Genomic DNA, 18,536 nt, shown 5'->3' on the forward strand with positions numbered 1-18,536 from the left:
TTCCTAAACCGAACTTATGCCTGCGTGTAAGTCGGTGTTACTTCATGACTCACCACACGTGGCGAGCGTTCTAAAATTTTGGTATTTTTTGCTGCTTCTGCACCTAGAAACGTCGTGTTGGTTCTCGAACCTTCTTTATCATATTTCGCGACATCTGAAAGTTTGATCATGTAGCCTGTCACGCGAATTAAGTCATTTGAAGTGACATTCGCGGTAAACTCACGATAACCAGCATTTAGTGCCCCTTTACATAAATTGAACATCGCTTCTGGGTTAGATTTCACCGTTTCATCAATCGTCAAAATATCGCTGATACCCGCACGATAATACTGATGATGCTTCGCCGTTGCTTGTACATAAGTGACAGGGTCTGGCTCTGCACCATAAGGCAGACGTACACCTGGCGTAACATCATGATCTAAGCTAATGCCGCCTTGTGCATGTAAGAGCGCTTTGCCATCTAAACCATATTTCACCGGGGTTGAGTCCACCAGTTTAGCCAGTGTTGCTGAAACATCATGAGCAAAAGTATTTGCTCGATCATTTTTTCCGTATCGCCCTATTTGCCCTTCTTTTTCAAATAGAAGGTTTACCGCTTCGGCCATGCCGTAAACGCCATACATTGGCGCGAAATAGGACTCTTTTATCAACCCTTCTTGCGTCAAAAAGCCTTGAAAGAAGTTCGATTTTTCATGCAAGTGCGTGCTTCTTGCGTTTATGAGCTCGACCATTAATCGATGGTAAGAAGGCAACGCACTGTTTAAGAAGTCGTTACAGTCTGATGCTCGTTTTGCAACTTCTTTTAAATTCATTCGCACCAATGTGTTCGAGCCACCTGCTAATGGAAGCGAGTTGTAGCAACTTACAATACCAAAGCGTGAGCCGTTGTAGGCTTTCGTGTGCATTGGGTAATTGGCGATATGCGGTTTACTGCATTCACAAATGTTCTGTGTCGCTTGACGAAGTAAATCATCAGGTGTAACTGTCTCGTCGTACATAAAGGTGAGATTCGGTGCAATCTGCTTGAGCTCCGCATCTACTTTTAAAACAGTGCGACAAATAATGTTGTCTGTCGGTCCGACATTCACATGCATAAACGCATCTGGCAATGTGCGATCCAGCATGATCCAAAAATGTTTTAACTTTTTGTAAATCTGGCTCTCTGTTAGGTCGCCTATGTAAGGCAACAAGACATCATCTAACTGGCCTAAGTAAACCGGAATGTTCGTTACCGAAGGAACATGATGGTAAATGATGGTCAGCATGTTCAACGCATCATCGAAATCATCAGCCGGAGACAACTCTAAATAGTCTGAGCCTTGCGATAGAAATTTAGCGTAATCAGGCAACACATAGCGAGGTTTAAACGGTGCATGACCTTCAAACATATCGCAGATGATGCCTTCATCCATTGCTTGTCTCAGTGATGGAGATACGGTCATGTAAGGAATGCACGCTTCAGCCTCTAAAGCTAAAAAACTCGACTTCTGTTTTGGAGAAAGACGGACGTCGGTCGCGATATCTAGAAAACGTTGTTGTAGTTTAGAAAGGCTTGTCATCTAAGATATTCCTACAAAGTAACCACAAGCCCACAAGACAAAATACGAGCCCTACCCCTAAAGAGTAACGTGATTTTACTCCTACTTGGCTGTTGCCACTAATGAAAATAAACAAAACGTCTATTTCCATTCTGGAAATAAGACAAAGCTAAATTAGCGCATTCCAACTTACTATATGGGAAAACCTAACTGCGTACCGAAGTCTGTCTTATTTATCGGTTTGCCGTCGACAACATCACGCCTGCACCAATAAATACTCCACCAGTCAAACGATTGAACAACTTCGCTCTTCCAGCGACAAACAACCAATCGGAGGCTTTTACCCCTAACAATGCATAAAATGTTAGCCAGCTAAGCTCAAAAACCACAAATGTAGACGCGAAAATCGCGTATTGAGACAGTAGCGGTGCGGAAGGTTCTATGAATTGAGGAAACAAAGCGGTGAAAAAGACTATCGCTTTGGGATTACTAGCGCCAACAATGAAACCACTAGTGAACGCGCTAAACGCTGTCGCGGAACTTTGAGTCGTTGCCGTTTTATTAAAATCTGTCTGAGATGAGCGCAACGCTTGAATACCTAACCAGATTAAGTAAGCGGCACCACACCATTTGATAATATTAAAAACTAACTCAGATGAAGCAATGACAACTCCCAACCCGGTAAATGAGAGCGTAAGGATGATCGTAATCGCAGACAAACTGCCAAGTGCAGTCATGAAAGCAATACGAAACCCACTACTCACTCCTTTACTCAAACACAACAGTGAGCTTGGTCCTGGTGAAGCTGTGAGCACGAGAATAGCAAGAGTGTAAAAAATCCATGTATCTATTTGCATTGGCATCCCTTCCAGCAAAATGAGGTTTATAGCCCATTGTGTATAGAACTATTTTATCGCCCGGTTTCTATCCATGAAGCCGAGGTCTTAATAACCATCTTGCATCTAAACAACTTAGAAAAAATTAATAGATAGTTATGCAAATAAAATACGATCTACATGCAAGGATGTAAAGCCTGTTGTATAAGCTTATCTATTTCTCTTAATCATAAAAAGGCTTAGGATCGATCTCTAACGATGAAGGCGCGATCGCTCTTTCAATTTTGTACGCACTCGTTTTTAAATCCACCATCGTGACATCAATGTATCGTTTATACTTGCGGGAGTAGAAACATTTCACTTCTGGCTTTAATGCTTGAGATTCATTTGAAGACCAAACAATACCAACACGCCCATCGTTCAACTCGACAATGGAGCCGACGGGGTACATCCCAATGCAATTAATGAATTTGTAAACTAAGTCGGCGTCTAAATGAAATGGCGTTAGACTCAACAAGATTTTAAACGCTTCCGCAGAACTCATGCCTTTTTTGTAACAGCGATCAGCCGTTAGCGCATCGTAGATATCTACAATACAGCTCATACGGCCGTGAATTGGAATCTCCTCCCCCTTCAAGCCTCTAGGATAACCATTGCCATCTAACTTCTCGTGGTGCATCAAACAAACATCACGGCTTACGTCACTAAGTCCTTTTACGTGAAGGATTATCTCACCTGCGAACACTTGATGTAGCTTCATATGTTCAAATTCTTCAGGCGTTAGCTTCGCTGGCTTGTGCAAGATCTTATCATCGACTTTAATTTTACCTACATCATGAATAATGCCACCTACAGCAAGCTGTTTTAGCGTTGGCTTATCCAAGCCCAAGTACTTACCGAATGACACTAAAAGACAAGCGACATTGACGGAGTGTTCCAATAAATAAGAGTCTTTTTTTCGGAGTGCAGAGACACACTGCAACGCATCTGAGTCAATAAAAACACTTTCAATGACATCGTCAGCCCAAGCTTCTACTTCATCAACTTCTATGATTTTTCCTTCAAAAGTTTGATTCAATAGTTTTTGCGCCAAATCTTTTGCTTCGGCGATCAGCTTTTTGGCTCGCTTGTGTTGGATGTCTCTCGAACGATAAGCTCGTTGACCCCTCTTAAAATCGGAGTGTTTCTGCTCTCGCGTCTCTTTAGTGGCACCAGTTGATTCATCTACAGGCTTGAAGACACACTGCTGCGAAGATAATGTTTGATCTACCCAAACATACTTTACGCCACTTGTAGCAAGCTTCTTAATGCCTTCAGGGCTAGATATCCGCCCTGCATTGGCTAAATTGACGCGCTTGTTGTGCTCTATCGCGGTAACAAACATACCAACGCCGATATCAGCGAGCGCAATTTTGATTGAATTTTTCGGATCGTACTGCATATAAAGAAGGCTTACTCGATATTAACGTCCGCATTATAAGAGATTTGATTACTTGGCGTGATAATAAATTTGAATTGATTACAATTAATGAGCATCCTGTCAATTAATAATCGGTCGCGCTCATTAAGTCCTTTTTGTTATTATGGTTTTATCCAAGATAACATATATACAAATGACGTTAGAAAACCGCACATTGATACCGACACAACTGAAAATAACTTTAGGATAATTATTCATAAATATTTATAGATTGCGGACGGCATCAATAACTGTATTTTATAAATGATTTTTACTGTTGACTATTTTTTATAAATGTCGATGATTAGCCGCCTAATCTTAGTATGTTATTAACCTAGTAGCGCATAAAATGATAGCCAAACAATTTGAACTGACACTTTTGTGATTGTAATGTACGCCAGCAGATCAACTCTATGTTATCAACCCCAACACTCATCTCTGATGCTAAAAGGCTCGAGGAGGAAATATCTTGACCACCATATTTGACCAACAAGTCTCAGATAGTGACCGAGAGTTCCTAAAAATCGTCGAAGAACGATTCATTCATATCTTCGATGTATTTAACGAAGGCCTCTTTTACATGGATGAGTTTGGCACCATGGTATTTTATAACAAGGGCTTTTATGAGCAGCTTGGTATCAACGCTGGTCGAATCAGCTTAGAGCAATGGTTAGACCTTGTTCACCCTCTCGATCGAGAAAGACTCTCCACTCGGGTCGATGCTCACATCATTACCAACAACACGAGGGTCACAACGACCTACCGCGTGCGTAAACCCAATGGACAGTACGTCTGGATTGAAGGCGTAGCCATGACCAAAGAAACAGAACATGGTCATTATATGGTTGGTAGCCACCGTGATATTTCTGAACGCAAGCTGATGGAAAGCTACATTCATCAAGTCGCATTTCATGACAATGCGTCAGGTATGGCTAATCGCGCCCATCTCTTGCTGGATATTGAAGATAGTGTGCGAGCCACCGATTCTTGTGCATCTATCTGTTACATTCAGATAGAAGAGATTAAATCTTACTTAAATCAATATGGCAGCGAGTTGGTCGATGGGTTAGTGGAAAAATTGCTACAAACTCTCAGTCACCTACCTTCTCCAAATAGTTCTGTATATCGCGTACATGATGATGACTTTGCGATTTTGATTCACGATGAATGCTCGGTAGAAACGCTGCAAAGTTATGCCGAAAGTTTAAAGGAAACCTACCACGAGGCAGTGATTGAAGAGGGCCAATACTTAGGAAGTAACATTAGTATTGGTTTGTATCCTTGCATAGATCCAAGTCACTCAGCAGAGGAAATATTACGTAAAGCAGCACGAACTTGTCAGTACGCAAGCGAGCAGAATAAAGACCGTGTTGCGGTTTACAGTGAGAAAACTCAGCATGCCGTAGACCGTTATTTCTTTATTGAACAAGGTCTAAAAAGTGCACTAGAAAAACAGACATTAAGCGTTAAGTTTCAGCCAATTATTGACGCCAAAAGCTCAAAAGTGGTGAGCTTCGAATCTCTGGTTCGCTGGCGTAGCAAAGAGTTTGGCGAAATTTATCCAGACGAATTCATCCCCGTGGCAGAGAACAAAGGTTTGATTGTCGAACTCGGATATCAAGTCTTTGCCAAAGCGTGTGAATTTATCAAAAACTACCGTGAGCGTTACCAAAACCAAGTTCGTGTCAACGTGAATGTTTCTGTACTTCAGTTAATGAATAGTGAATTCCCTGCGCGAATTAAAGCCATGGCGGATGAGGTTGGTGTCGATCCTGAGTCTATTGTGTTGGAACTAACAGAAACGTTTATTTTGGATAATAATCAGACAGCCATTGCCCCTCTGAATACCCTCAGGGAACTAGGATTTGCACTCTCTCTGGATGACTTTGGATCTGGTTACAGTTCATTAAATAGCTTCTTCGACCTCCCGATGACACAAATCAAAATTGATAGGTCGATGGCGTGGAAAACACTAACCAACCGCTCTTCACAAGAATATCTGAAGTTTCTTATCACTATGTGCCAGGAAAATAATATTGAAGTAGTGATTGAGGGAATTGAAGACGCCAAAATGTGTGAATTTTTTACCGAAATGGGCGTCGATTATCTGCAAGGTTATTGGTTCTCTAAGCCACTTTCTGTTGCCAGTGCAAGCCGCTATTCGTTGAGTTAAGCATACTAGAGCAATATTCCGCACGGCCACGTTAAACATGCTGAACTATTCACTATAGATTTCAGACACTAACTGGCCGTGACGAAAACAAGCTTAATGTCCCCCGATTAACGTAGACGTTCAAACACCACACTCTGATCTAAATGTTCGTGATACTGAGTGTAATCTAAGCCCACATCAAAGATATATTGGGTCACCAGGTTTCTAACGCACTCTATTAATTGGCTTGCTTGCCATGGTTTTTCAAAGTAGCGGTCAATGCCTGCGGAGTTGATCGCATTAATCGTATCGGTGTGCGTCGCTTGCCCGGTAAGAAGCACTTTCCTCGTAAAACCAAAACGACCGTCCTTTGATACATCGGTCAGCAGCTCTACTCCCGTTTTACCTGGCATCACATGATCGGAAATAATCAATGCGATCATCTCGCCTTCTGCATCAAATTCATCCATCAGTTCTAGAGCCTCACCTGCTGATTCGCAGTCTTCGACATTCAACCACTGATTTAACGGCTCTAAATCTTGTAGAACCGCGCTTAGTACCTCTCGTTGGTCATCAACGCAAATTACATTAAGCTTCTCCATGTTCACCCTCTACTGGTAACTTGATTCTAAAAATCGTTTTTTCACTGTCGCTCTTTACTACAATAGAGCCGTTATATCCGGCGATAATGCGCTTCACAATCGACAGACCTAACCCTAAACCAAACGACAATCCCCCCTTTTTAGTGGTGAAGTTTGGCCGGAAAATTTTTCTACGTGTCGCTTCATCAATTTCTGGTCCGTTGTTAGCAATCATGACCAAAATTTTACCCTTACTCTCCCGAGTATGTATTTCGATACCGGGTTTCTCCGTTTCACCAAGTGCATCGCACGCATTCTTTAATATATTTACCCAAACTTGGACGAGTTCGGTTTGAGAACCAATAAAAGCAGGTAAATCCGCAGGGCTAAAACGAACACTCACTCGTCTTAAGTCACTTTGCAATAGAGCCAAGGCGCGATTGATTGAATCATTGATGTTAATCGCTTCATCCAAGTCGATATCCGTGCGCCCCAATTGTTTTACGGATCGTACAATGCCAACGGTATGTTTAGAGGCAATGCGTAAGTCATGGAGATCTCGTCCCATTTGCCAGAAACGTATCGCTTCTTCTGGTCTTTTTAGCCAATGTTCCGAAAGGAAATTATTTGGAACGGCACGTGCAAGATCACGAGCAACCTCCTTGGTTAAACCGTAGTATTTTTCGAAGTGGCGCCCCCGCTTTCTCGCTTCGCTAGAAGAGACTTTCTGCCCTTGCATTAAACCAAAATCAAAAAATTGACTCGCTTCCGGATGAACTTCTTCAAGCAGTTCCATGATAACTGTCTCTAGCCGTTCTGATTTACTGCTTACAACGCCTATCGCATTGTTCAACTCATGAGCAATACCCGCTGCAAGCTGCCCCAACGTTGTCATTTGCTCTGCGGTATGAAGCTTTTGTAGTGCTTTTTCTTTAGCCAATGCCTCTTGCATTGCGCGCCGTTGACGACGAGATAATTCGTTAACCATCACAGGCATAAATTGTGTCGTCAATGGTCCGTATGTCGCCTCTTCCACGGCGGGCGTATCGCGCTGTATCCAAGCCAATTCAACATCGGTTTGAGCAATCACTGTCGAAGAGGCAGTCCACGTACCAGAAAAGAAACTGTGTACGCCAATAAACGCACCTTGAGACGCAGAAAATACCTGAATCGGTTTCTTGTCATCTTCCGCGTAATAGCCCGCCAGCTCTCCCGAAAGCACATAGTACAAGCGATCGTTGTAGCCTGCTTGCTCAATAAGCACCGACCCGGATAAAACCGTTAATCGGCGTTCAAGGTGATTAAAGTAGCGTTGTACTAACGCGTCTAACTTCGTTTCGTACATGGGTTATCCAATATGCCCAACAGTATGTAAAATCCACACCATCACAAAACTGAGTAATACGCCAATCACGCCTAGCACGGCACCGATACGAGCCATTTGGCCGCTCTCGACATGCCCTGTTGCATGAGCTAACGCGTTTGGTGGCGTACTGATTGGTAACGACATACCGAGTGAAGCGGCAAATGTCACGACCAAGATTAGAGTAACTTCACCGCCGAGAGGCGTTAGCGAAGCCATAGAAGTACCCAGCGCAGCCATAATCGGCATCAGCAAGTTTGCGGTGGCTGTATGCGACATAAAGTTTGCCATTAACAAGCACAAGAAAGCCGCACCAAACAAGACAACATATGGCGAGAACCGATCAAACGGTATGCTGTGTACCACCAGCTTCGCAAGCCCGGTTTTATCTAGAGCAAGGCCCAGAGCAATACCGCCTGACACCAACCAAAGCACATCCCAAGAGATTTTCTTCAAGTCTTCTTTGTTGATGATGCCCGTCAATGAGAACACTGCGACCGGAATTAATGCTACTGTGTAAGAATTCATTCCATGTGCAGACCCCATCAACCAAAGAATAATCGTGCCGGCAAAGGTGACGTAAACCATTATTGCTTTGGGTGTTTTCAAAAACTTGCTTTTAATGTTCAGATCGATGGTGGTTTGTTCGGCTTTATATAAAAAGCCAATCAGAAACCAGGCTAACGCCATCATCACAATAACGAATGGCACACCAAATACCATCCATTCACCAAACGTAATTAAGTTGTCACCAACCAAATATTTTAGGGCGATGGCATTCGGTGGCGTGCCGATTGGAGTACCAATGCCACCAATGTTGGCTGCAACAGGAATACACAAGGCGAATGCAATTCGACCTGGGTCTTTAGGCCCGAAAACCGCTATCACAGGGGTTAAAATGGACAACATCATCGCTGTTGTTGCGGTGTTTGACATAAACATGGAAAAAACAGCGGTGATCAGCATCAACCCCAGCATAACGAACTTTGGTTTTTGTCCAAATGGTTTGAGTAACACTCGGGCTAAGTTGACATCTAACCTGTACTTTGTCGCCGCCATAGCCAAAAAGAAACCGCCGAGGAAGAGCATGATAATCGGACTAGCGAAGGTCGCCATTATCTCGTTGTATTGTAATAGCTCACCAAAATGTGGCTGCCCTTCTTGCAAACGAAAGAGCACAATACCTTTATTTGATACAAGCAATAGCTCTAGGACAATGATCACAACCGAAGTGGCGTAGATTGGAATTGGCTCGAATACCCAGCAAAGTGCGGCAAGCAAGAAGATTGCAATCACTCTTTGCTGGACGATAGTAATGCCATCAAATGGGAACGCAGAGAGAGGCATCAACCAAACAAGCAATGGTATCAATGTTGGAACAACGTATTTGAGATAAGGGCGCATAGTACTACTTCTCTTCCTGAGATGGTTAGCCAGACACATTTGGCGTTTGGAACGCTATTACCCGCCGCAAAACCAAAACTTTCAGACTGTTTTTAAGCCTTCAGAGACGAAATGCGGTAATGGCGTTCCAGAGAAGATTATGTACACTGTTTTCAAACAAAACGTTGGTGCGAGATCAATGAACTCGTTTTCACATTGGAAAACATTTTATATCTGTGTTCAAGCTCACTAAATGCTCACTATTTAAGTTAAATATACTTTTCCATCATAAAGTTAGTTAAGGTTTCTCCCCTAACCTCAACACGTTGTCGAGACTTAACTGTGAAACCCATTTTCTCGTAAAAAGGTCGGGCGGTAATACTCACTTCAGAATACAGTCGCTTTATCCCCTGTACTTTCGCCTGTGAAAAAAGAAAAGACATCAAATCACGACCAACACCTTGTCCTTGGTATTCATGATGGCAAAAGAAATGATCAATCAAGCCGTCACCTTGCAAATCACAATAGCCAACGACCTGCCCTTCTATCTCCGCGACGTAGGGTTGAATATCGTCCATTTTTCGTTGCCACACATCGAGGTCAAAATCTGATGGTGCCCAAGCGGAAACTTGTGATTCCGTATAATCACGACGATTAATGATTCGCACAGTATGGTAAAAGAGTGCCCACAGTGTTGTGGCATCCTCGGTGCGATAGCAGCGTATTGAGAGCATCAATTTCCTCATTCCTATTCAATAAATACTAAGTATTAACGCAAAGTGATACTAGTGAACTCATCATTTTCAATGCCAATCACTAAAGGCTTCCCAATCTGATCACTGTTCATCAATACGGTTGTATTCAGTTCTCGGCTTGATCTGCGTATTTTGCTTTTTCTTATGATATGAACATTCACAATATAATCGGAATACTCCTTTATGATTCCGCCGGAAAATTCTACGTGCTCACTTTCATTGTCTCGGACAACATGAAATTTTCGATTGGCTTGAATATCAGTACTGATGGAAGAGTCACCGTAGTCCAGCACAACGGACGTTGGTTCGCTATCTTGATTGGCAAAACAGCCAAATGCGAACACGCTTAATGCGAGTATACTTTTTGATTTAAACATTAATTATTCTATTTCTAGTTATTTTTCTGCTATTTGCATGACCAAACAGCACTTGTTCTGTGAGCGCCTATTGTGCCATAGCTGAACGCTGACTCTAAATGCGCAAAAAGATGAACGATGAAAATTCCGCCCAAAACAAGCAAACGTGAGACAAAGTGAGGGTCCCAAACTCACCCAACCAGCAATGACTCACTGTAAATGTCTGTTTTGTAATGCTTTTAATTCATGTAACCGTGTAAGGAATACATACAACCTCTTACTTTTTCATACGCAACTAGACGAATCGTTCGAGAAATACGGCATCGTCTATGCCACATGTTACAAATCGGCTTACCTTATTATTACGTATGAACTGGGGTTATGGCACTAACCTTCCCTCTCTCTTTTAATAAGGAGAGGATTTCAACAATCAGACTTGCCACGTTTTTATAGCTAAAATCAATAGAGCGTTAACAGCATCGGTTGGTCTAGGAGCAATAAATGAAAGACCCTCTCAACTTTACTCACCTTGTAAAAATTTGGCTCATGTCAATCGCGGTTATGCTGGGTGGATGCACTCAAGGAGATTGGCGTACCGCAAGCAGAGAACCTGCGGGTATCGCACCCGATCCTTCCAATGTCAAGCATGCTGTGATTGAGTTTTACGCCGCAGACGCGTTTGGTTGGCGAGGCTGGTTTGCTGTTCATACATGGTTTGCAATAAAGCCTGAAAATGCGAACGAATATACAGTGTATGAAGTAGTCGGCTGGAGAGTGAATCGCGGACAACCCGCTCTATATCAGTACCAAACTGGGACGCCAGATCGATATTGGTATGGTGCAAAACCAGAAAAGATCCTCTCCATACAAGGTGAAAAGGCCCGCCAACTTATCCCTAAAATACAAAGTGTGATTAACCAATACCCTTGGGCTGAAGAATATACTCTGTTTCCAGGGCCAAATAGCAATACATTTCCGGCTTGGGTGGGTAAACAAATTCCAGAATTAGAGCTGAACTTGCCGTTTCGCGCAATTGGTAGCGGTTACGCCAGCGATTAACAGCAAAGGTTAGTCACTGGCTCGTTTTATGTTCAGCATAAAGCGCAATATCTATTGTGCGTCGTCACCCAACTCCGTTCTATTTCTTCCATTATGTTTCGCTTTATAAAGTGCATTATCGGCGTCTTTCATTACCGCTTCAATTGGTGTGTCATTGCCTTTCCAGTGAGAAACGCCCAACGAAACCGTGACTTTACCAACCACCTGGAAGTCATGTTGTTCCACGTTGTGTCTAATACGCTCTGCAACATCCATAGCGTGGTTTACGTCTGTTTTTTCCAAAAACATCATAAATTCTTCACCGCCAGAACGACACAGGTGATCATTAGAGCGAGCTTGGTCTTTCATTAACTGCGCAAACTCTCTAAGTAAATTGTCACCCACGTCATGGCCATAGTTATCGTTTACGCTCTTAAAGTGGTCAATATCTAGCGCCAAAACAGAGAACGCGGTATTTTCCTGCTTAAACAAACCAAGAACTTTATCTAATCCACGTCGATTCAATAATCCAGTCATCGAATCTGTTAATGTATCCAGTTGCAGCTTATCAATGGTTTTTGACACGATACCAAATGCTTTAAGAAAGCTAAGCTTCAAATGTGAGACCTCAAAATACCAAGACTTAACCAGTTTGAGATCATCGATAGATGATGAATGTTCTTCGACACCTCGCACAGCACCAGCTAACTGCCAAAGTGGTCTAGAAATAAGAAGGGACAAGAACCAAATTAGCAGCAAAGTTAATAAACCAATTGGAATCGACTTAAGGAAAACATTCCACATCTGTTCATCTAGCACAGATAACGTCATCGATTTCGGGCGCTGAGCAACAATTCCCCATCCTGATGACTTTACTGGTGCATAACCAGCAAGCATTTCGACGCCGCGAGAGTTAACAATTTCTTTGTTACCGCTCTGCCCCATCGTCACCGCTTTGATTGCCTCATTATCGTCGATTACTTCACCAACTCTCGATTGATCTGGGTGATAAATCAGAGTGTTACTCTCATCGACAACGTAAAGGAAAGAACCATCTTTGTATGCGTGCTGGCTGAGTAACTCTGCAAGAATATTTTCTTTTTCTAGATAAATAGTGCCGCCGATATAACCTAAATATTCATTAGATTGAGAAAATATAGGGTATGAGATGGTTAACAAGTAATTTCCAGCTGGCGATATAAATGGTTCAGTAACAACCGGTGCTTGAGCGTTTAAAGACTGGCGTTTTCTTTCACCCACTAACCTTACACCTTTCACCTGAAGTGTTTCAGGGGATACAGAAATAATAACCCCTTTTGCATTAACGACAACCACAGAGTTAAATGATTTGGTTTGCGTTCTTAATCTCTCAGCCTCTTTATCAAGAAGCTGAGCGTCATGCATCTTGTCTTTTAGCACGTTCGCACTGTATTTTAGCTGCGACATTGAGCTTTCTATGAAAGAGTCTGTCATTTCAGACATTTTTTGGGCGTAAACACGGTTTGATTCTAACGTGTTATTGATGATGAGATCCCTTTGAACACGATAAATCGAGTAGAATGCGTTGATCAAAGTGACAAGCACACTGAACACACATAGGGTGACAATAAGATTTCTAAGATTGAGTTTTTCTTTTCTTCTAAAAGACATTGCCAATGGCCAACTTTGAAGGCTTTCTATATGAATGAGCGTATAGGTTATATGAAATTGATTTGATTTTCAGGTAGTAAGTTGGGATCAATGTTAATATTTGCTCACATTAAAGAACACTTTATGAGCTAAAAAGAGAATTCAGTAGCACGATAAAGAAACCGTGCTACTTTCATATTTGGCGTTTAAGAGGGTTTTGTCTCTGTCATCGTTTTTAATATATCCACAACTAGCTGATGATCATCTAACTGCGGTAAACCCGATACCGTCACAACCCCAACCAAACCAGACCCAGAAAGCCGAATTGGGAACGCGCCACCATGAGCGCAGTACTCACGAGCATCGAGATGAGGCTGATTTTCGAAATCACGTTGCTTTTGCTTGTTGTACATAGAAAGATAGTAAGAGCTGTGGCCATACCTTAATACTGAGTTTCGCTTCCTACGGACCCAATCTAAATGATCAGCACAGGTTCCTGCCATCGCGTATTGAAATAGCGTTTGTCCAAAGCCGTAAACCTCAATAGCAACAGCCGCGCCGCGAGCTTCAGCCTCTTCTTTTAGAGCGAGGCCGATAGACCACGCAATATGGTGATTAAATTCCGCCAACTGAAGTTCATGCTCTTGCAGGGCCACGAGTTCAAGCGTCAAACTCATGGTTTCACCTGAATCGTTTTACCCGTTTTACTGCTTTCCAATGCCATCTCAATCAGAGCGATATTCTGTACTGCCTGAGCGGCAGGAACTGGGTTATCAGTGCCCAAACGAATGGCATCTGCCACACCAACAAAGTAAGCTTGGTACGCGCCTCTCTCCGTTTTGATAGTTTGCGCACCGTCTTCGTCGTAACGGACGCCGTATAACGCCTCATCTTCTTCCGACCAAGCATCGTTTTCCGGCAAACGGCCTTCTTTTAAGTAGCCCTCTTGAGGATCTAATCCGAACTTTTCATATTTAGCTTCCGTACCCAATACTTTGTAGCGGAGATTCGGCTCTGGGCTATACAAGTTTGAATGCAAGTGCACAATATGCTCAGGGTAATGAAGTATCAAGTTGTAATAATCAATCGTTGTCGCACCCGGGCGCATCATTCGACATTGTGCGTCTATCGCATCTGGCAAGCCAAACAACACCAATGCTTGATCGAGAAGATGAGGAGCAAGGTCGAATAGAATACCACCACCATCTTGGGCTAGCTCTCGCCAGCGTTGACGAACTTCAGGGCGGTAACGGTCAAAGTGTGACTCGAATAGCTTTATATCACCTAACTTACCTTGTTCGATAAGAGATTTAACCGTGAGAAAATCTCCATCCCAACGTCTATTGTGAAAAACGCTCAGCACCAGACCTTTCTCTTCCGCCAAGGCGATAAGTTCATTACCGTCTTCTATACGAGTAACAAACGGTTTCTCGACGATGACGTGTTTCCCATTGTTCAACGCACGCTTTGCAAGTTCGTAATGTACGTCATTTGGCGCAGTAATGATTACGAGCTCTGCATCACTATCATCGAGTAAAGTATTCGCATCAGAAAACCACTTAGCATCTGGCCAATCATTTTGAACCGCCTCCTGTTGACGAGAGCTTATCGCGCTCAGCGTTAAATTTGGTAGCGCTTTAATGAAGGGTAAATGAAACGTTTTTGCTGAATATCCGTAACCAATCACAGCGGTTTTTACGGGATCGTAAGCCATTCTAAGATTCCTTATTTCGGTGACACAACAATACATTCAATATCATTGTGATCGAGGAGTTGTTGAAAATCTGATTGAGGGGGATGATCGGTAATAATGATGTCGATCTTTGACAAATCACATACGTGGTGGAAATTGTCGCTACCAATTTTTCGGGATTCACAAACGACGATGACCTGCTGAGCTTGAGCAATCATCGCTTGTTTCAATGTTGCTTCTAACAAACTATTTGTTGTCAGCCCTCGGGATGACAATGCACACACGCCAATGAACGCTTTGTTCACGTGATAATGCTGCATTTGCTGCTCTGCTTGCGCCCCCAAAACTGCTCTGGCATAAGGGTCAAAGTGTCCGCCTAAGAAATGAACGTCCATTGTGTCGTTTGTTTCAGCAGCGGTCAGCACATCAATGCTGTTAGTGACGACGTTGAGCTTGTTTTCTCCACAATGCGCTTTTCCTGCATAGAGTGGGAGCAGAGACAAAATGGTGCTGGTATCAATAACAAGATGGTCGCGCTCATCCAACAACGCTGCGGCAGCTTGAGCCAGTCGATGTTTAACGTCACTCACGGGTCGACTCGCGTATGCCTCGGTATGGGAAGAGATCGGCGCAAGCATGACACCACCTCGTATTCTTTGTAACCCAGGTTGCTGACTCAACTTAACTAAGTCTCGGCGAGCTGAATCTCGCGAGATACCAAAGTACTCACAAACTTCAGACAACGTTACTTTGTTTTGCTGCTCCAGCTTCGCTCTGAGTGCTACGAGTCTTTCTTCTTGTGTCATAACTTAAATTCACTTAAGTGATTTTAAGTGAACTTGCCACAATAATAGAAAAATTACCAACAAAACCACTTACAACCAACTCAATTGACCAAAGGTTAACCAAAGATAAATGAGCAGCAAGGCAAAACTTCCTAGGACGGTACGTTCACTCAAGCCCACATAGTTAGGCGTATGAAGTTTATTTATACCCGTTTAAAACAACTGGCTCATCTAGCCCTAACTTCACTCTATTTCTTTTAATAAGCGCTTTTGGTAGTGGAATAAACCCAGCATTTCGTACCTGTTGTGTATTGTGGTCGGTTGTAAGGAGTTCAAATAGCTTTGATTTTTTGATCTTCTGATTAGTGTCGAATTGTTTATTTATATAAACGTAATAGACCACGGAAAATGGATAGCGAAGAGAATAGATGCAATCTGTGCTCAAAGAGCATGAGTCATCGTTATGATGAACAGAGAGAGCCTTGTAGCTCGACCACTGTTCTGAGTATTTAAAATCGGAGTATCGCATATAAGCTTTGGCTGAAAAGTCGTCGCTTAAAGCCCGTTTCAATCGGTCTTCATCAAGCATTTGAATCGATGATTGACAACCATTAGAGCTCACATCTGGGTTACTTAAACGCATCTCCCCGAAAGCATACGTATTTGCATCACAGCGTTTCAATTCGCTAACGGAAACACTATCTACCGTACTCTTTTGACTATTGATTACGACAATAGCGTTTGCCATTAAAAACAAACGTGTAGGCCTGTGGCCTCTTTCTCGTTGAAATCGGGAGATGTTTTCATCTGACCATTTCTTAGATGTGATCGCAATAGAGGCTCCGTCATTTAGCATGTCGTTAAAACCACCAGACTGAGATGCAAGCGCTACATTTACACTTGGCTCATCTATCAATGTTTCTATCGTTTCTAATATTTCTGGTTCGACAAAAATCGATGTTCGAGCCTCAGAGTCAGCAAATGCCAGCGGTGAAATCAAACATGAAGCTAGAGTAAAGAAAGGCAATACTTTAATTTTCATAATTCAACTCCAACTTCGAATTAGGTGTCAACTCGCTGTCCGAACTAAATATAGTCCACGCTTGTTCAGTACTTTCAGCTTTCGTGTTTACAACAGCAATTGTGCGCCTTTCCCGTTTTTTTAGTTGTACCGTCAATGCCGTATTCTGATAAAACTCTTGCTCTTCAATTCGATTGTCTTGAATGCCGTTTCTCACTAGCAATTCTCGTATAGCTGCCGTCCTTTTCTTTGCCAACGCTTTGTTGTATTCGAGTGACGCTTCAGGGCTTGTGTCTCCTATCAGTATGACTTGCGTATTGGGGTTACTCTGAAGCAATGCTTTCAACTCGCTGAGCGGCATATCATGAGATGGCGTTACCTGATGCTCATCCATCGCAAAGAAAAAACTGATCAGGTGTGTCTGCGAGTCGTTGACCCAATTCGCACAGCCTTCACTGTCAACAACGACACCTTTTGGCGTATCTGCGCAGTTATCTCGTTGGTTTATCACGCCATCACTATCATTGTCTTTAAGGTCGTTGTACTGGTAAGTGGTCAACGTCGTATTTGGTGATTCAGCACAGCCTGCTAACATAAAAACTAGAAGACTCGTCACTGCGAATTTATCCATTATTGTTCTCCTTCCAGTTCTCTGGATACTCAACTCGCAACGCATAAGTCAGAATCCCCATCGAGTTGAATAAACGGTAAGTGGCAACCAAATGATCGTACTTTGTTCGGGTATAGTTCCGTCTCGCAACAAACGTTTCAACTTTGGCATCTAATACATCTAACAAACTGCGTCGCCCTACATTGAACTGCTGGATGTACCCTAATTCAGTTACTTTCGCCGCATCAACGTTGACTTTTAAATACTCCATTTGCTGTTGAAGCAATGCATGTGCGTCCCATGCTAGCCTTACACCTTCATTCGCATCTAGTTCTGCATTTGCTCGAATAGCCCTCGCCTCCTCAACTCTCCAGGCGGATGACTCCACTCGGGAGTCTGTAGAAAAGCCGTTAAAAAGATCGTAGTTGACCGTCAGCATAACCTTAGCATCTTCGTTAATGCCTTCAATATTATCCACGTTGTCTGTTTTGTTGGCTGACAGCTCAAGCTTGAGCTCTGGGTAGTAATCCCCCTTTTCTCTTTTTACTTCATGTCGAGCCGCCTCTAAATCTTTCATCGCTGACTGTATGGATGGGTGCAGCCTAACCGCTTGTTTGAGTGCTTCGTCAAGCTTATTCGGAAGCAATTCCTGCGGGTAAACAGGCTCAACTAAGTTTTGCGGCGCTCGACCAACCAAACGTACAAATCTTGTTCTAGCATCGGAAAGATTGTTTTGGGCGGCAATCAATGAGGACTGTGTTGTCGCGACACGCGAAGAAACCTGTGCTAAATCGGAGTTGCTGGTTAAACCTTTTTCTTTTTTATCTAGAATGAAACGGTAGATCTCTTGGTGTTCACTTAGGTTTCTTTCTGTCAGTTTCATCAACTCTCGGGCATGTAAAACATCCACATACGCTCTGACAGTATCTAATGCGACATTTTCCGCAGATGCCAATAAGCCCAAGCGTTCAGCTTCAGCCTCGTAAGATAAGCGATCAACATCAGCACTTGTTTTAAATCCATCAAATAACAGTTGGGAGATTCTTACGCCCATCTCCGTTCTTTCTAATGTTCTATCTTCACTGTCGATGTAGTTTCCGTTGTTATATCGAGTACCTTCGTACCCTGCTGCTGCATACAAATTAACCTGAGGAAGAAATGAACCATTTATGGCATTTCGGTCTCGTACCATCGACTCATAGCGAGAATAGCGAGCAAGCAAACTGGGGGAGCTATCGAGAGATAACGTAACTGACTCTTCTAAAGTCAAAGCGTTTGGCGACGATGATACTGCAAACAAGACCGATAACGTTGATTTAAGCCGCATCTTATATCCT

General features: G+C 42.9%; 17 protein-coding genes. 2 read left to right on the forward strand and 15 right to left on the reverse strand.

All coding sequences use genetic code 11. The annotated features are described in order from the left end of the window. Positions 1 to 14: 14 nt before the first annotated feature. The 3 genes from R7Q48_RS14920 to R7Q48_RS14930 all read right to left on the reverse strand — a co-directional run bounded on the left by R7Q48_RS14920 (position 15) and on the right by R7Q48_RS14930 (position 3,815). The gene (locus tag R7Q48_RS14920; protein WP_053350580.1) at positions 15 to 1,559 is read right to left on the reverse strand and encodes a YjjI family glycine radical enzyme; all 1,545 of its coding nucleotides are present in this window, start codon (positions 1,557 to 1,559) and stop codon (positions 15 to 17) included. Positions 1,560 to 1,771: 212 nt separating this feature from the next. After that, positions 1,772 to 2,395 (reverse strand): LysE family translocator, encoded by a 624-nt coding sequence (locus tag R7Q48_RS14925; protein ID WP_025766704.1) that lies wholly within the window; start codon positions 2,393 to 2,395, stop codon positions 1,772 to 1,774. 202 nt (positions 2,396 to 2,597) lie between these two features. After that, positions 2,598 to 3,815, reverse strand: coding sequence for an HD-GYP domain-containing protein (locus tag R7Q48_RS14930; RefSeq protein WP_258470153.1), 1,218 nt, complete (start codon positions 3,813 to 3,815; stop codon positions 2,598 to 2,600). Positions 3,816 to 4,302: 487 nt separating this feature from the next. On the opposite strand from R7Q48_RS14930, the gene R7Q48_RS14935 reads away from it, so the two are divergent. Continuing rightward, positions 4,303 to 6,006, forward strand: a complete 1,704-nt coding sequence (locus tag R7Q48_RS14935; protein WP_005377743.1) for a putative bifunctional diguanylate cyclase/phosphodiesterase — start codon at positions 4,303 to 4,305, stop codon at positions 6,004 to 6,006. Between the two features lie 107 nt (positions 6,007 to 6,113). On the opposite strand, the gene R7Q48_RS14940 is transcribed toward R7Q48_RS14935, so the two are convergent. From R7Q48_RS14940 to R7Q48_RS14960, 5 genes are all read right to left on the reverse strand, one after another. Next, the gene (locus R7Q48_RS14940) at positions 6,114 to 6,587 is read right to left on the reverse strand and encodes a response regulator (protein ID WP_005377744.1); all 474 of its coding nucleotides are present in this window, start codon (positions 6,585 to 6,587) and stop codon (positions 6,114 to 6,116) included. Next, complete coding sequence (locus tag R7Q48_RS14945; RefSeq protein WP_256903194.1) at positions 6,574 to 7,911, reverse strand: ATP-binding protein; 1,338 nt, start codon at positions 7,909 to 7,911, stop codon at positions 6,574 to 6,576. The genes R7Q48_RS14940 and R7Q48_RS14945 overlap by 14 nt, the downstream gene beginning before the upstream one ends. A 3-nt stretch (positions 7,912 to 7,914) precedes the next feature. Further along, on the reverse strand, positions 7,915 to 9,333 hold the full coding sequence (locus R7Q48_RS14950) for an SLC13 family permease (protein ID WP_213874449.1): 1,419 nt from the start codon (positions 9,331 to 9,333) through the stop codon (positions 7,915 to 7,917). Between the two features lie 248 nt (positions 9,334 to 9,581). Next, complete coding sequence (locus R7Q48_RS14955) at positions 9,582 to 10,046, reverse strand: GNAT family N-acetyltransferase (protein ID WP_318132346.1); 465 nt, start codon at positions 10,044 to 10,046, stop codon at positions 9,582 to 9,584. Between the two features lie 35 nt (positions 10,047 to 10,081). Then, positions 10,082 to 10,444 carry a hypothetical protein gene (locus R7Q48_RS14960; protein ID WP_054730822.1) on the reverse strand — a complete coding sequence of 121 codons (363 nt, stop codon included), beginning with the start codon at positions 10,442 to 10,444 and terminating at the stop codon, positions 10,082 to 10,084. 480 nt (positions 10,445 to 10,924) lie between these two features. Here R7Q48_RS14960 and R7Q48_RS14965 point away from each other — a divergent pair, with 480 nt between their 5' ends. Further along, positions 10,925 to 11,482 (forward strand): DUF3750 domain-containing protein, encoded by a 558-nt coding sequence (locus R7Q48_RS14965; protein WP_064353879.1) that lies wholly within the window; start codon positions 10,925 to 10,927, stop codon positions 11,480 to 11,482. 51 nt (positions 11,483 to 11,533) lie between these two features. On the opposite strand, the gene R7Q48_RS14970 is transcribed toward R7Q48_RS14965, so the two are convergent. The 7 genes from R7Q48_RS14970 to R7Q48_RS15000 form a co-directional block, all read right to left on the reverse strand. Further along, positions 11,534 to 13,111 (reverse strand): sensor domain-containing diguanylate cyclase, encoded by a 1,578-nt coding sequence (locus tag R7Q48_RS14970; protein ID WP_005389121.1) that lies wholly within the window; start codon positions 13,109 to 13,111, stop codon positions 11,534 to 11,536. Positions 13,112 to 13,296: 185 nt separating this feature from the next. After that, positions 13,297 to 13,767 carry a heme-degrading domain-containing protein gene (locus tag R7Q48_RS14975; RefSeq protein ID WP_151514744.1) on the reverse strand — a complete coding sequence of 157 codons (471 nt, stop codon included), beginning with the start codon at positions 13,765 to 13,767 and terminating at the stop codon, positions 13,297 to 13,299. Continuing rightward, positions 13,764 to 14,804 (reverse strand): oxidoreductase, encoded by a 1,041-nt coding sequence (locus tag R7Q48_RS14980; protein WP_005377752.1) that lies wholly within the window; start codon positions 14,802 to 14,804, stop codon positions 13,764 to 13,766. The genes R7Q48_RS14975 and R7Q48_RS14980 overlap by 4 nt, the downstream gene beginning before the upstream one ends. A gap of 11 nt (positions 14,805 to 14,815) precedes the next feature. Continuing rightward, positions 14,816 to 15,589, reverse strand: a complete 774-nt coding sequence (locus R7Q48_RS14985) for a DeoR/GlpR family DNA-binding transcription regulator (RefSeq protein ID WP_213986797.1) — start codon at positions 15,587 to 15,589, stop codon at positions 14,816 to 14,818. 178 nt (positions 15,590 to 15,767) lie between these two features. Next, entirely contained in the window at positions 15,768 to 16,610 is an 843-nt protein-coding gene (locus R7Q48_RS14990) for a phosphate ABC transporter substrate-binding protein (protein ID WP_256903193.1), read from the reverse strand. Further along, entirely contained in the window at positions 16,600 to 17,220 is a 621-nt protein-coding gene (locus R7Q48_RS14995; RefSeq protein WP_318132347.1) for an OmpA family protein, read from the reverse strand. Before R7Q48_RS14995 ends, R7Q48_RS14990 begins: the two co-directional genes overlap by 11 nt. After that, entirely contained in the window at positions 17,213 to 18,526 is a 1,314-nt protein-coding gene (locus R7Q48_RS15000) for a TolC family outer membrane protein (protein ID WP_318132348.1), read from the reverse strand. Before R7Q48_RS15000 ends, R7Q48_RS14995 begins: the two co-directional genes overlap by 8 nt. Between the last annotated feature and the right edge of the window lie 10 nt (positions 18,527 to 18,536).

Source organism: Vibrio sp. 378, from assembly GCF_033339435.1.

Bases quoted from the DNA above. Each gene is read 5' to 3' on its own strand.
- R7Q48_RS14920 (WP_053350580.1), bottom strand. From the start codon at position 1,559: ATGACAAGCCTTTCTAAACTACAACAACGTTTTCTAGATATCGCGACC.
- R7Q48_RS14925 (WP_025766704.1), bottom strand. From the start codon at position 2,395: ATGCAAATAGATACATGGATTTTTTACACTCTTGCTATTCTCGTGCTC.
- R7Q48_RS14930 (WP_258470153.1), bottom strand. From the start codon at position 3,815: ATGCAGTACGATCCGAAAAATTCAATCAAAATTGCGCTCGCTGATATC.
- R7Q48_RS14940 (WP_005377744.1), bottom strand. From the start codon at position 6,587: ATGGAGAAGCTTAATGTAATTTGCGTTGATGACCAACGAGAGGTACTA.
- R7Q48_RS14945 (WP_256903194.1), bottom strand. From the start codon at position 7,911: ATGTACGAAACGAAGTTAGACGCGTTAGTACAACGCTACTTTAATCAC.
- R7Q48_RS14950 (WP_213874449.1), bottom strand. From the start codon at position 9,333: ATGCGCCCTTATCTCAAATACGTTGTTCCAACATTGATACCATTGCTT.
- R7Q48_RS14955 (WP_318132346.1), bottom strand. From the start codon at position 10,046: ATGCTCTCAATACGCTGCTATCGCACCGAGGATGCCACAACACTGTGG.
- R7Q48_RS14960 (WP_054730822.1), bottom strand. From the start codon at position 10,444: ATGTTTAAATCAAAAAGTATACTCGCATTAAGCGTGTTCGCATTTGGC.
- R7Q48_RS14965 (WP_064353879.1), top strand. From the start codon at position 10,925: ATGAAAGACCCTCTCAACTTTACTCACCTTGTAAAAATTTGGCTCATG.
- R7Q48_RS14970 (WP_005389121.1), bottom strand. From the start codon at position 13,111: ATGTCTTTTAGAAGAAAAGAAAAACTCAATCTTAGAAATCTTATTGTC.
- R7Q48_RS14975 (WP_151514744.1), bottom strand. From the start codon at position 13,767: ATGAGTTTGACGCTTGAACTCGTGGCCCTGCAAGAGCATGAACTTCAG.
- R7Q48_RS14980 (WP_005377752.1), bottom strand. From the start codon at position 14,804: ATGGCTTACGATCCCGTAAAAACCGCTGTGATTGGTTACGGATATTCA.
- R7Q48_RS14985 (WP_213986797.1), bottom strand. From the start codon at position 15,589: ATGACACAAGAAGAAAGACTCGTAGCACTCAGAGCGAAGCTGGAGCAG.
- R7Q48_RS14990 (WP_256903193.1), bottom strand. From the start codon at position 16,610: ATGAAAATTAAAGTATTGCCTTTCTTTACTCTAGCTTCATGTTTGATT.
- R7Q48_RS14995 (WP_318132347.1), bottom strand. From the start codon at position 17,220: ATGGATAAATTCGCAGTGACGAGTCTTCTAGTTTTTATGTTAGCAGGC.
- R7Q48_RS15000 (WP_318132348.1), bottom strand. From the start codon at position 18,526: ATGCGGCTTAAATCAACGTTATCGGTCTTGTTTGCAGTATCATCGTCG.